Genomic DNA, 12,246 nt, shown 5'->3' with positions numbered 1-12,246 from the left:
TGACCGAGGGCGGCGGGACCGGTGGTGGTGAGGGATCTCACGGGCCGTCCCGGAAGCCTGCGGGCGGGACGGGCGTCGTCCCTGGGGTGACCCCGCCGACCGCCACCCGCCCGACGGCCCGCGCCTACACCGTGTGGCTGGTCGCGCTGGCCGCCTACGCCGTCGCCGTCTTCCACCGAGCCTCCCTGGGGGTCGCCGGCGTGGAGGCGCAGGAGCGGTTCTCCGCGGGGGCGTCCGCGATCTCGCTGTTCCTGGTGCTGCAGCTGGTCGTCTACGCGGGCATGCAGGTCCCCGTCGGCGTCGCCCTGGACCGCTTCGGCTCGCGCAACCTGGTCCTGGCCGGGGCGGTGACCATGGCCGCGGGGCAGGCGCTGCTCGCCGTCGCCGGCGACGTCCCGACCGCCGTCGCCGCGCGGGTGCTGGTCGGGGCCGGCGACGCGATGACCTTCGTCAGCGTGCTGCGCGTGATCGGTTTCTGGTTCCCCGGGCCCACGGTCCCGCTGATCACCCAGCTGACCGGCATGCTCGGCCAGTTCGGGCAGATCGTGGCCGCCTACCCGCTGGTGACGCTGCTGCACTCGACGTCGTGGGAGGCCACGTTCCTGGGGGCCGCGGCGGTCGGTGTGCTGGTGGCCGTCCTCGTCGTCGTGGCGCTGCGGGACGCGCCGCCGGGCACCGAGCTGGCCACCCCCAGCGGCCTGTCGGAGGTGCGCCGCAGCCTGGTGCTGACCTGGCGGGAGCCGGGCACCCGCATCGGGCTGTACACCCACCTGGTCACCCAGTTCTCCGGCACCGTCTTCGCGCTGCTGTGGGGCTACCCCTTCCTCGTCGTCGGCGAGGGCCGCAGCCCCGAGACGGCGGCCGGGCTGCTCACCCTGCTCGTCGTGGTCGGCATCCTCGTCGGCCCGCTGCTGGGCCGGCTGTGCGGGCGGTGGCCGCTGCGCCGGTCGGTGCTGGTGTTCTCGATCCTGGCGCTGACGGCGGCCATGTGGACCGTCGTCCTGCTGTGGCCCGGGCGGGCGCCGCTGCCGCTGCTCGTGCTGCTGGTCGTCGTGCTGGGCACCAACGGCCCCGGGTCGATGATCGGCTTCGACTTCGCCCGCACCTGGAACCCGGCCGAGCGGCAGGGCAGCGCCAGCGGCGTGGTGAACGTCGGGGGCTTCGTGGCCTCGCTGCTGACGATCCTGGCCGTGGGTGCGGTGCTGGACGTGCTGACCCCGGGCGCCTCGACCGACTACTCGCTGGACGCCTTCCGCGCCGCGTTCGCCGTGCAGTACGTGTTCTGGGCGATCGGCCTCGTGGGGGTGCTCCGGCACCGGCGGCAGCTGCGCGCCCGGCTGGCCCGCGACGGCGTCGTCCTCGCCCCGCTGCACGTGGCCGTCGGCGCCCGGCTGCGTGGCGGTTCGGCCTACCACTGACCCGCGGCGCGGCTCACCGGTCGTAGCTGTTCCGATACGGGCAGGCGAGCTACGCCGGAGCACCCCTCCGGCCGCGTCCGGGGCGCCCTCCCGGGCCTCCGCGGTCTGGGACCGTGCGGTCTCCAGCACGACGTCGAGCTGCCCGGGCGTCCGGCGGTCGGGCTCCCGCCCCCCGCCCGTCGGGTCAGGAGGGAGGCCCCGGTGTTCCGTCAGGGAGAGGTCGCGGAGGGCGAGGGGCCCCGGCACGCGGACACGCCCGGCTCCGCGCAGGAGGCGAGGCGCCCCAACCTCGCCGGCGACCTCGAGACCATCCTGGAGGGGCGGCCGCAGTTCCGGACGGTCCTGCGCGGCTACGACCGGCTGCAGGTGGACAACTACGTCTCCTGGGCCGAGACCGAGCTCACCGCCATCCGGCGGGAGAACGACGACCTGCTGGCCCGCTACGGCACCTGCTCGGCGGAGCTGGAGATCTCCCGCCGGCTGCTGGCCTGCTCCCCCGAGGGGCGTGAGCTGGTGCGGACCTCCGAGCGGGTCGGCGAGATCCTGCGGCTGGCCGCCGACGAGGCCGCCGGCCTCACCGAGGCGGGGGCGGCCGAAGCCGACCGGATGCGCGCCGAGGCGCGCGCGGAGGCCGACGCGCTGCTGCGCCGCGCCACGGAGATCAAGGAGGCGGCCCTCGCCGAGTGCCGCCGGGCGGAGGAGGAGGCGCTCGCCGCGCGCGCGGCGGGGGTGACCCGGCTGCAGGAGGCCTCCGCCGAGGCCGACCGGCTGATCGTCGAGGCCGCCGCCGAGCGCGACCGGCTGGCCCTCGAGGCCGCCGAGGAACGGGAGCGGCTGGCCGCCGAGGCCCGCGCGGAGCGGGAGCGGCTGGCCGCCGAGGCCGCCGCGGAGCACGACCGGCTGCTCGCCGAGGCCCGGTCGGAGCACGACCGGCTGCTCACCGAGGCCCGGTCGGAGCACGAGCGGCTCACCGGCGAGGCCCGCAGTGCCGTGCGCCGCCTGGCCGGTGAGCTCGACGACGCGGTCGGCACGCTCGCCGCGCTCATGGCCGAGGCCCGCGCGGAGGAGCGGCCGGAGCCGGGGGAGCGGCCGGAGCCGGAGGCGGCGGGCCAGGACGGGCCGGGGGAGCAGCCCCAGCCGGTGGGACAGCTGGCCTCCTGAGCTCCCGGCTGGCGCCCGCCCCCCGCGCCGAGCACCATCGCCGCAGGGCAACGGGGCCGGTCAGGGGGTCGGGGTGGACGTCGTCGTCGGGCTCGACTCCGGCACGACGGCCACCAAGGCGGTCACCGCCGGCACCGACGGCCGGGTCCGTGACCTCGCCAGCGTCGGTTACCCGCTGCAGGTGCCGGCGGCCGGCCGCGCCGAGCTCGACGCCCGCCGGCTGCAGTCGGCCGCGGTCGAGGCGCTGGCCGCCGTCGCCGGCCGCGCCCGCGAGCGCGGGGACCGCGTGGTCGGCATCTGTCTCAGCGCCGCCATGCACGGGGTGGTGCCCATGGACGACGCCGGGGCGCCGCTCGGGCCCCTGGTGACCTGGGCCGACGACCGGGCCGCGCAGTGGGCCGCGGCGCTGGTGGCCGACGGCCGCGCCGCCGACCTGCACGCCCGCACCGGCACACCGGTGCACCCCATGTCGCCGCTGGTGAAGCTCTCCTGGGCGCGGGCCGAGGAGCCCGACCTCGTCACCGGCACCCCGCGCTGGGGCGGGGTCAAGGAGCTCCTCGTCGCCGCCCTGCACGGCGGCCGGCACGTGCTGGACCGGTCGTGCGCCTCCGCCACCGGCCTCTACGACATCCACACCGCTCGGTGGGACGACGAGGCCATGGCCGTCGCGGGGGTGCGGCCGGCCCAGCTCGGCGAGGTGCTGCCCACGACGGCGGTGCTGCCCGGGCTGCGCCCCGAGGTGGCCGCGGCGACCGGCCTGCCCGCCGACCTGCCGGTGGTCCTCGGCGCCTCCGACGGCGTGCTGGCCAACCTCGGCATCGGGGCGGTGCGCCCGGAGGTCGCGGCGGTCTCCCTCGGCACGAGCGGGGCCATGCGGGTCGTCGTCCCCCGGCCGACGGTGGACCCGGACCGGCGGCTGTTCTGCTACGTGCTCACCGACGACGCCTGGGTGGTCGGCGGCGCGGTCAACAACGGCGGCTCGGTGGTGCGCTGGGCCGCCCGCGCGCTGGCCGCCGGGTTCGACGTCCCCGATCCGGAGGGCGAGGACGCCGACGCCCTCGACGCCCGGCTGCTGGACGAGGCGGCCGGCGTGCCGGCGGGCAGCGCCGGGCTCCTGTGCCTGCCCTACCTGCTGGGGGAGCGGGCGCCGTGGTGGCGCTCGGGCCTGCGCGGGGCCTACGTCGGGCTGCGCCGCGAGCACCGCCGTCCGCACCTGGTGCGGGCCGCGGTCGAGGGTGTCTGCCAGCAACTGGCCCTGGTCCGGGACGCCTTCGCCGCGACCGACCTGCCGGTGCGCGAGGTGCGGGCCACCGGCGGCGCGGTCGCGTCGTCCCTGTGGGTCCGCACCCTGGCCGCCGCGCTGGACCTGCCGGTCCGGGTGGCCGCCTCGCCGGAGGGCACCGGCCTCGGCGCGTGCCTGCTCGGGCTGCACGCCCTCGGGGCACTGCCCGACCTGGACGCCGCGACCGCGCTGGTCCAGGTGGGCGACCCGGTGGTGCCCGACCCGGCGGAGGCCGCCGTCTACGCGCGGCTGCGCCCGCTGGTCGAGCGCTCGACCCGGGCGCTCACCGACGTGCTCGCCACGCTCGACGCGGCCGACGACCCGCACAGCCAGCCGGAGTGACCCCCGAGACCGAGGAGGAACCGTGCCCGCGACCGATCCTGGAACCCGATCCGGAGCTGCCCGACCGAGGGGGGCCGCGTCGTGAGGCGCCGAGCCCGTGCCGCTGCCGCTGCCGCCCTGTCCGCCGTCGCAGGCGTGGCCGCCCGCGACCTGCTGCAGCGCGAGCACACGCTGCTGCGCAACTTCCCGGTGGTCGGCCACGCGCGCTACCTGCTGGAGTCCATCGGCCCGGAGCTGCGCCAGTACCTCGTGGCGGGCAACAACGAGGAGCGGCCGTTCACCCGCGACCAGCGCCGCTGGGTGTACGCCTCGGCGAAGAAGGCGAACAACTACTTCGGGTTCGGCACCGACAACGACCTCGAGTACACCGCCGGCTACCCGGTGATCAACCACAAGACCTTCGGGGCCGCCGTCCCCCCGTCGGCGCCCCTGTCCGCGCACGACGTCGCCCTGCCCTCGGCCAAGGTGCTGGGCGGCCCGCGCGGCCGGGCACGGGCGTTCCGGCCGGCGTCGGTCGTGAACATCTCGGCGATGAGCTTCGGCTCGCTGTCGGGCGCCGCGGTCGAGGCGCTCAACCGCGGCGCCGCGCTGGCCGGCTGCCTGCAGAACACCGGCGAGGGCGGCGTGTCGGTGCACCACCGCAACGGCGGTGAGCTGGTGTTCCAGATCGGCACCGCCTACTTCGGCTGCCGCGACGAGCACGGCCGCTTCGACCTCGGCCGGCTCAAGGACCTCGTCGCCTCCGCGCCGGTGCGGGCGCTGGAGGTCAAGCTCAGCCAGGGCGCCAAGCCGGGCCTGGGCGGCGTGCTCCCCGCGGCGAAGGTGTCGGCGGAGATCGCCGCGGCCCGTGGGGTCCCGGAGGGGGTGGACTGCGTGAGCCCCTCGCGGCACGCGGAGTTCTCCGACGTCGACAGCATGCTGGACTGGGTGGAGCTGCTGGCCGCCGAGACCGGGCTGCCCGTCGGCATCAAGTCCGCCGTCGGCGACATGGGGTTCTGGCACGAGCTGACCGACCTCATGGGCCGCACCGGCCGCGGCGTGGACTTCGTGACCGTGGACGGCGGCGAGGGTGGCACCGGTGCCGCGCCGCTGATCTTCACCGACTCGGTGTCGCTGCCCTTCCAGCTCGGCTTCGCCCGCGTCTACTCGGTGTTCGCCCGCGCCGGGATGCACGAGCAGGTGACCTTCATCGGGGCGGGCAAGCTCGGCCTGCCGGACAACGCGATCGTCGCCTTCGCCCTGGGCTGCGACATGGTCAACGTCGGCCGCGAGGCGATGCTGGCGATCGGCTGCATCCAGGCGCAGAAGTGCCACACCGACACCTGCCCGACCGGGGTGGCCACCCAGAACCCCTGGCTGGCCCACGGGCTGGACCCGGCGCTGAAGTCGGTGCGGGCGGCCAACTACGTCGACACGCTGCGCCGGGACCTGTTCAAGGTGTCCGAGGCCTGCGGCGTGCTGCACCCGGGGCTCATCGGGCCCGACTCCGTGGAGGTCCTCGACGGGCGCACGCACTCCACGCCACTGGTCGAGGTCTACGGCTACCGGCCGGACTGGGGGCTGCCCTCGGCGGAGGACCGCGCCGCGATCACCGCGATCATGGAGGGGCGGGGCCCGCAGGGCGGCTCGGCGCCGGCCTCGCCCGACGCCACCGGCTGACCGCACCGGCGGTCACCCCCGCGCAGCCCGGTGTGGCGACGCGCGCTCGGCCCGGATCCGGGGCGCCCCGCGGGCGCCACCCGGCTCCGTGGGGCGCCGGGGGCCGCTAGCTTCGCCGTTCACCTGCGGTCCCGAGCCTCGGAGGACCTCCATGGCGGGCTACGTCTACCGGTGTCCCACGTGCGGCCCCTGGGAGGTCCGCCGTCCCATCGGCACCGCCGAGGCCACCGCCCGGTGCCCCGCGTGCGAGTCGGCGGGCCGGCGGGTCTTCACCGCGCCCCTGCTCAGCCGCACCGCCGCTCCCGTGGCGGCCGCGCGGCTGCGCGAGGAGGCGAGCCGGGACGCGCCCACCGTCACGACAGAGGTCCCGCGCGCCGCCGGCCGCCCGGCGCCGCGCGACCCGCGATGGGACGCGCTGCCCCGGCCCTGACGGCCCCGGGCCCGCGCCCCCCTGGACGGCCCGTCTCCCCACGGGCTGACGCTCACCATCGACGATCGGAGAGTGGGGACATGCCAGACGTGGTGTTCACCGTCGACCAGGCCAAGTCCATGAGGGACCAGGCCGTACCCGGCCACAACCGCTGGCACCCGGACGTCCCGGTCGCCACGATGGTGCGGCCCGGGCAGAGCATCCGGGTCGAGTGCCGCGAGTGGACCGACGGCCAGATCGGCAACAACGACTCGGCCAACGACGTCCGCGACGTCGACCTGACGCACGCCCACATGCTCAGCGGGCCGATCGGGGTCGAGGGTGCCGAGCCCGGTGACCTGCTCGTCGTCGACATCCTCGACCTGGGGCCGGTGCAGCCGCCGCAGGAGTACGGCGACGCCCCCGGCCAGGGCTGGGGCTACACCGGCATCTTCGCCAAGGTCAACGGCGGCGGCTTCCTGACCGACTACTTCCCCGACGCCTACAAGGCGATCTGGGACTTCCAGGGGCAGGTCGCGACCTCGCGCCACATCCCGGGCGTCCGGTACACCGGGCTCACCCACCCCGGCCTGTTCGGCACGGCACCGTCGGCGGAGCTGCTCGCGCGCTGGAACGAGCGGGAGCGGGCGCTGATCGCGACCGACCCCGACCGGGTCCCGGCTCTGGCGCTCCCGCCGCTGGCCGAGAGCACCCTCGGCGGGACGGCGTCCGGTGACGTGCTGGACGGCATCGCCCGGGACGGCGCCCGCACGGTGCCGGCCCGCGAGAACGGCGGCAACCACGACATCAAGAACTTCTCCCGCGGATCCCGGGTCTTCTACCCGGTGCACGTCCAGGACGCGAAGCTCTCCGGCGGCGACCTGCACTTCAGCCAGGGCGACGGCGAGATCACCTTCTGCGGCGCCATCGAGATGGGCGGGTTCATCGACTTCCACATCGACCTGATCAAGGGCGGCATGGAGACCTACGGCGTGACCACCAACCCGGTGTTCATGCCCGGCAACGTCGAGCCCCGCTACTCCGAGTTCCTGACCTTCATCGGGGTCTCGGTCGACCACGAGACCAACACCAACAAGTACCTGGACGCGACGCTGGCCTACAAGCGGGCGTGCCTGAACGCCGTCCGGTACCTGGAGAAGTTCGGCTACTCCGGCGAGCAGGCCTACCTGCTGCTCGGCTCGGCGCCGATCGAGGGCCGCATCAGCGGGGTGGTCGACATCCCGAACGCCTGCGCGTCCCTCTACCTGCCGACGGCGATCTTCGACTTCGACATCAGGCCGTCGGCGTCCGGGCCGGTCCGCGCCGACCGCGGGCAGTGCGCCGTCACGTCGTGACCACCCGGTGGCCGGGGCGCCGCCCCGGGTGACCTCGGCCCGGGCCGGGCGCCGCGCTCAGGCGGCGTCCGGCTCGGAGGCGAGCCAGATGGTGGGCCGGGCGGTCACGACGACCGGCCCACCGCAGTTCCAGCAGGTCGGGTCGGCGTCGCCGTCCTCCTGCGCGTCCTGGCCGCCCACCTCGCACGGGCGGCAGGTCCAGACCACCTCGATCCGGTGCTCCACGATGGCCCCCTCGCGTCACCGCCGTCCGCGGCCGCCGGGTGTTCGAGGCCGGATGAGGTGGTACCCGGTGCCCGGCCGCCGGACACGCGGCCGGGCCCACTCCTGGAGGACGCCGTGTCCGACGAGCCGCCGCCGATCGAGCGGCACCGGGCGGTCGACCGCTTCGGCAAGGAGGCGCTGCGCACCGCCGCCGACCTGACGGAGGCGCTGCGCGAGGACGAGGACGCCGTCCCCGACCCCGTGGTGCTGCGGACCGACGGCCCGCACCGCTCGCTCGACGGGCTCGCCGCCCTCCTGGACGAGGCGCTCGCCGAGGACGACGCGGAGGGCGCCGGGCCGGGGTCCGCCCCCCGTTGACGCGACGGGGGCGCAGCGCGATCGTTGCCCACCGGCACACCTCACGGGGGACATCCGCACCGTCGCGGGACCCGAGGAGATGAGCGCACATGGGAGCCGTCGGACTGCTGTACGTGGGAGCCGTCCTGGTCGTGAACGGCCTGATGCTCCTCGGCAGGGTGGACGCCCGGGCGGCGGCGCCGCTGAACCTGTTCGTGGGGACGCTGCAGGTGTTCACGCCCACCTACCTGATCGTGACCTCCGGCGGGGACCCGGCGGCGATCCTGTCCGCCTCGGGCATCTACCTGTTCGGCTTCACGTACCTGTACGTCGGGATCAACCTGCTCGCGGACCTGGACGGGACGGGGCTCGGGTGGTTCTCCGCGTTCGTCGCCGTGTGCGCGGTGGTGTACGCCGGGCTGAACTTCTTCTACTTCGAGCCCCGGGACCCGGCCTTCGGCGTGATCTGGCTGTTCTGGGCCGTGCTGTGGGGGCTGTTCTGGCTGGTCCTCGGGCTCAAGCGGGAGGAGCTCACCCGCTACACCGGCGCGATCGCGCTGCTCGCCGGCCTGGCCAGCTGTGCCCTCCCGGCGTTCCTGCTGCTCACCGGCTCCTGGGCGGACTACGTGGGCGTGTGGGCGGTCGTCCTCGCCGTCGTCTTCGTGGCCGGCCTCGCGCTGCTCTACCCGCGGCTGCGGGCGCACCCGGCGCCGGCCGTGCCGCCGGCGGCGCCGGTCCCCTCGGGGGCGCCGGCCGCGCCGGAGGGCGTGCCGGTGGCCCGGCAGACCCCCGAGCGCGACGCCGACCGGCGCACCGACACCCGCGGCACCACCTGACGCTCCCTACGCCTCGTCGCGGAGCAGCTGGTCGAACGGCGTGAAGTCGGCGAACGGGTCGGCCGGGCGGGCCGACGCCGGCCGGCCGGCCACGAGGTCGGCCAGCTCCCCGGCGGCGCGCTCCACCCGGGCGGCCAGCGCCGCGTCGACGCCCTCGCCGCCGCCCCAGTCCTCCGGGGCGGCGAAGACGCCGGTCGGGACGGCGACCGCGCGCAGGTAGGCGAACAGCGGGCGCATCGCGTGCTCGATCACCAGCGAGTGGCGCGCGGTGCCGGCGGTGGCCCCGAGCAGCACCGGCTTCCCGGTCAGCGACTCCTTGTCCAGGACGTCGACGAACGTCTTGAACAGGCCGCTGTAGGACCCGGAGAACACCGGGGTCACCGCGATCAGCCCGTCGGCGCCGACGACGGTGTCGACCGCCGACTGCAGCGACGCGTCGGCGAACCCGGTGACCAGGCGGTCGGCGAGGTCCCGGGCGAGGGGACGCAGCTCCACCACCTCGACCGTGGCGTCCTCACCGCGGGCCCGGAGGGCGGCGACGGTCGCGGCGGTGAGCCGGTCGGCCAGCAGCCGGGTGGACGACGGCGTCGACAGCCCCGCGCTGACGACCGCGAGGGTGCGGGTGGTCACCGGACCGGCACCTCCTCGGCGGTGCGCCCGGTGACGTCGTCGCCGGCGGCGTGCACGGTGCTGTCCACCGCCCCGCCGCGGGCGGCGACGAGGGAGGCGTGGGTCGGGGCGTCGGGCACGTGCGCGGGCTTGAGGGCGGCGAACTCGCGGCGCAGCACCGGCACGACCTCCTCGCCCAGGATGTCCAGCTGCTCGAGCACCGTCTTCAGCGGCAGGCCGGCGTGGTCGACGAGGAACAGCTGGCGCTGGTAGTCGCCGACGTAGTCGCGGAAGCCGAGGGTGCGCTCGATGACCTGCTGCGGGGAGCCGACGGTCAGCGGCGTCTCGCGGCTGAAGTCCTCCAGCGACGGGCCGTGCCCGTAGACGGGGGCGTTGTCGAAGTAGGGCCGGAACTCGGCGACGGCGTCCTGGCTGTTGCGGCGCATGAACACCTGCCCGCCGAGACCGACGATCGCCTGGTCGGCCGAGCCGTGGCCGTGGTGCTCGTAGCGCTGGCGGTAGAACTCGACCATCCGCTGGGTGTGCTGCGGCGGCCAGAAGATGTGGTTGTGGAAGAAGCCGTCGCCGTAGTACGCGGCCTGCTCGGCGATCTGCGGCGAGCGGATCGAGCCGTGCCAGACGAACGGCGCGACGCCGTCCAGCGGCCGGGGGGTGGAGGTGAAGCCCTGCAGCGGGGTGCGGTACTGCCCCGACCAGTTGACCACCTCGGTGTCCCACAGCTTGCGCAGCAGCGCGTAGTTCTCCACGGCCAGCGGGATGCCGTCGCGGATGTCCTTGCCGAACCAGGGGTAGACCGGGCCGGTGTTGCCGCGGCCCATCATCAGGTCCACCCGGCCGCCGGCCAGGTGCTGCAGCATCGCGTAGTCCTCGGCGATCTTCACCGGGTCGTTGGTGGTGATCAGCGTGGTCGCCGTCGACAGCTGCAGCGTCGAGGTCTGCGCGGCGATGTAGGCCAGCGTGGTGGTGGGGGAGGACGAGAAGAACGGCGGGTTGTGGTGCTCGCCCAGGGCGAAGACGTCGAGCCCGACCTCCTCGGCCTTCTTCGCGATGGCCACGACCGCCTGGATCCGCTCCGCCTCGCTGGGCGTGCGGCCGGTCGTGGGGTCGGTCGTGATGTCGCTGACCGAGAAGATCCCGAACTGCATCTCGTGCTCCAAGTGGTTGAGAGCGCAACTACTGCTGCGTGCAACAGTTTCGCCCGGCCCGTATTCCGGGTCCGCGGACACTCTCCCGCGACGAGGGTCACGGGACCCATGTGGCTCCTGGGATTGTCACGGGACGGTAACGGCCCCTACGGTGGGTGCGTCCGGTCGGTCGTGCGTCCCCATCCGGGGAGCCTGGCCGGACGCCGCCGAGTCGTGTCCGCGCACCGCGGACGTGAGCCGGGGACCCACCGCAGCACCGGGGTGAATCCTGCTCCCGAGCAGGTAGGGCACCTTCCCGCCCGAACCCGTCAGCTAACTCGGTAGGCGGCCATGGAAGGAACGGAGAGCATCCGCATGCCTCGCCCACGGGCCCTCCCGGCCCGCAGGGATCCCGGGCCACGCGCACCTCGCGCCTCTTCCTCGGTCCGCTGATCTCACCTCCCCCGTGACCGGCCGCGCGCGTCCCTGACCGCCGCCGGACCCCCTCCCGTAGACCGCTGCGCCCCGGGCTGCCCTCCGTAGGAGTCGGCCGGCCCGCGTGCGCCCTCGCGCCCCGGAGCACCCCCCTCGATGAACGACCGCACCACGCAGTCCCCCGCGCTCGACGCCACCACCCCCGCCGTCGACGCCGCCACCCCCGACACCACTCCCGCCCGCCGCCGGGTGCGCCTGCCGGCCCAGGGTCGCCGTCCGGCGTTCTTCCTGGCCGCCGCCGCGGCCGGCGCGATCGTGGTCAACGTCCTGGCCACCGGCGCGCCCGACGCCGAGGCCACCGCCACGCCGACGGAGTCGGTCAGCGTGGCCGAGCAGCTGGGCATCACCGCCGACACCGCGGCCGCGGCCACCCCGGACGCCGCCGACCTGGCCCCGCTGCAGGAGCTCGCCGCCTCCCGCAGCGAGCGCGAGGCCGCCGCGGCCAGCGCCGCCCAGGCCCAGGCCGCGGCCGACCAGGCCGAGCTGGACCGCCAGGCCGCCGAGCGCGAGGCCGCCGAGCGCGCCGCGGCCGAGGCCGCCGCCGCCGAGCAGGCCGCCCGCGAGGCCGCCGAGCGCGAGGCCGCCGAGCGTCAGGCCGCCGCCGCTGCGGCCGCCGCTGCGCCGGCCGCCGCCCCGGCACCGAGCAGCGGTGGCTCCGCGGCGCCGCGTGGCTCCTTCAAGGAGTACGCGATGTCCAAGGTCGGCAGCGCCCAGCAGTTCAGCTGCCTGGAGAACCTGTGGGGCAAGGAGAGCGGCTGGAACCCCAACGCGCAGAACCCCACCAGCACCGCCTACGGCATCCCGCAGTTCCTGAACTCCACCTGGGCCGGCACCGGGATCGCCAAGACCTCCGACGGCTACCGCCAGATCGACGCCGGGCTCATCTACATCGAGAACCGCTACGGCAGCCCCTGCGGTGCGTGGGCGCACTCGCAGGCCAACAACTGGTACTGATCGAGCGGTGCTGGATCGAG

Annotated in this window: 12 protein-coding genes and 1 riboswitch; of the genes, 9 read left to right on the top strand and 3 right to left on the bottom strand. The window is 75.4% G+C overall.

Annotated features, from left to right (window positions below; translation table 11 throughout):
• The first annotated feature begins 86 nt into the window (after positions 1 to 86).
• The 6 genes from ACI79E_RS18990 to fmdA all read left to right on the top strand — a co-directional run bounded on the left by ACI79E_RS18990 (position 87) and on the right by fmdA (position 7,626).
• Positions 87 to 1,418: an MFS transporter gene (locus tag ACI79E_RS18990; protein WP_456934126.1), complete on the top strand. Its 1,332-nt coding sequence runs from the start codon at positions 87 to 89 to the stop codon at positions 1,416 to 1,418.
• A 201-nt stretch (positions 1,419 to 1,619) separates the two neighbouring features.
• Positions 1,620 to 2,579, top strand: coding sequence for a hypothetical protein (locus ACI79E_RS18985; RefSeq protein ID WP_456934125.1), 960 nt, complete (start codon positions 1,620 to 1,622; stop codon positions 2,577 to 2,579).
• 73 nt (positions 2,580 to 2,652) lie between these two features.
• Entirely contained in the window at positions 2,653 to 4,203 is a 1,551-nt protein-coding gene (locus ACI79E_RS18980) for a gluconokinase (RefSeq protein ID WP_456934124.1), read from the top strand.
• A 135-nt stretch (positions 4,204 to 4,338) separates the two neighbouring features.
• Positions 4,339 to 5,862 carry an FMN-binding glutamate synthase family protein gene (locus ACI79E_RS18975; RefSeq protein ID WP_456934123.1) on the top strand — a complete coding sequence of 508 codons (1,524 nt, stop codon included), beginning with the start codon at positions 4,339 to 4,341 and terminating at the stop codon, positions 5,860 to 5,862.
• Positions 5,863 to 6,013: 151 nt separating this feature from the next.
• The gene (locus tag ACI79E_RS18970; RefSeq protein ID WP_456934122.1) at positions 6,014 to 6,292 is read left to right on the top strand and encodes an FmdB family zinc ribbon protein; all 279 of its coding nucleotides are present in this window, start codon (positions 6,014 to 6,016) and stop codon (positions 6,290 to 6,292) included.
• A gap of 80 nt (positions 6,293 to 6,372) precedes the next feature.
• Positions 6,373 to 7,626 carry a formamidase gene (gene fmdA / locus ACI79E_RS18965; RefSeq protein ID WP_456934121.1) on the top strand — a complete coding sequence of 418 codons (1,254 nt, stop codon included), beginning with the start codon at positions 6,373 to 6,375 and terminating at the stop codon, positions 7,624 to 7,626.
• Between the two features lie 57 nt (positions 7,627 to 7,683).
• Here the strand turns inward: fmdA and ACI79E_RS18960 are convergent, their stop codons facing one another.
• The gene (locus ACI79E_RS18960) at positions 7,684 to 7,851 is read right to left on the bottom strand and encodes a hypothetical protein (RefSeq protein ID WP_456934120.1); all 168 of its coding nucleotides are present in this window, start codon (positions 7,849 to 7,851) and stop codon (positions 7,684 to 7,686) included.
• Between the two features lie 114 nt (positions 7,852 to 7,965).
• Here ACI79E_RS18960 and ACI79E_RS18955 point away from each other — a divergent pair, with 114 nt between their 5' ends.
• Both ACI79E_RS18955 and ACI79E_RS18950 read left to right on the top strand, forming a co-directional pair.
• Complete coding sequence (locus ACI79E_RS18955; RefSeq protein ID WP_456934119.1) at positions 7,966 to 8,208, top strand: hypothetical protein; 243 nt, start codon at positions 7,966 to 7,968, stop codon at positions 8,206 to 8,208.
• Positions 8,209 to 8,297: 89 nt separating this feature from the next.
• Positions 8,298 to 9,023, top strand: a complete 726-nt coding sequence (locus tag ACI79E_RS18950) for an AmiS/UreI family transporter (protein WP_456934118.1) — start codon at positions 8,298 to 8,300, stop codon at positions 9,021 to 9,023.
• A gap of 6 nt (positions 9,024 to 9,029) precedes the next feature.
• Here ACI79E_RS18950 and ACI79E_RS18945 read toward each other — a convergent pair whose 3' ends face one another.
• Together ACI79E_RS18945 and ACI79E_RS18940 are read right to left on the bottom strand one after the other, a co-directional pair.
• Positions 9,030 to 9,653, bottom strand: coding sequence for an FMN reductase (locus ACI79E_RS18945; protein ID WP_456934117.1), 624 nt, complete (start codon positions 9,651 to 9,653; stop codon positions 9,030 to 9,032).
• Entirely contained in the window at positions 9,650 to 10,798 is a 1,149-nt protein-coding gene (locus ACI79E_RS18940; RefSeq protein WP_456934116.1) for an LLM class flavin-dependent oxidoreductase, read from the bottom strand. Before ACI79E_RS18940 ends, ACI79E_RS18945 begins: the two co-directional genes overlap by 4 nt.
• A 194-nt stretch (positions 10,799 to 10,992) precedes the next feature.
• A riboswitch (cyclic di-AMP (ydaO/yuaA leader) is annotated at positions 10,993 to 11,140 on the top strand.
• Positions 11,141 to 11,368: 228 nt separating this feature from the next.
• Here ACI79E_RS18940 and ACI79E_RS18935 point away from each other — a divergent pair.
• Positions 11,369 to 12,226, top strand: a complete 858-nt coding sequence (locus ACI79E_RS18935; protein WP_456934115.1) for an aggregation-promoting factor C-terminal-like domain-containing protein — start codon at positions 11,369 to 11,371, stop codon at positions 12,224 to 12,226.
• The last annotated feature ends 20 nt before the right edge of the window (positions 12,227 to 12,246 follow it).

This window comes from Geodermatophilus sp. SYSU D00079, from assembly GCF_054050635.1.
This window is presented reverse-complemented; position numbering and strand designations above follow the sequence as displayed.

Coding starts and splice junctions, on each gene's coding strand:
- ACI79E_RS18950 (WP_456934118.1), top strand. CDS start 8,298: ATGGGAGCCGTCGGACTGCTGTACGTGGGAGCCGTCCTGGTCGTGAAC.
- ACI79E_RS18935 (WP_456934115.1), top strand. CDS start 11,369: ATGAACGACCGCACCACGCAGTCCCCCGCGCTCGACGCCACCACCCCC.
- ACI79E_RS18970 (WP_456934122.1), top strand. CDS start 6,014: ATGGCGGGCTACGTCTACCGGTGTCCCACGTGCGGCCCCTGGGAGGTC.
- ACI79E_RS18940 (WP_456934116.1), bottom strand. CDS start 10,798: ATGCAGTTCGGGATCTTCTCGGTCAGCGACATCACGACCGACCCCACG.
- fmdA (WP_456934121.1), top strand. CDS start 6,373: ATGCCAGACGTGGTGTTCACCGTCGACCAGGCCAAGTCCATGAGGGAC.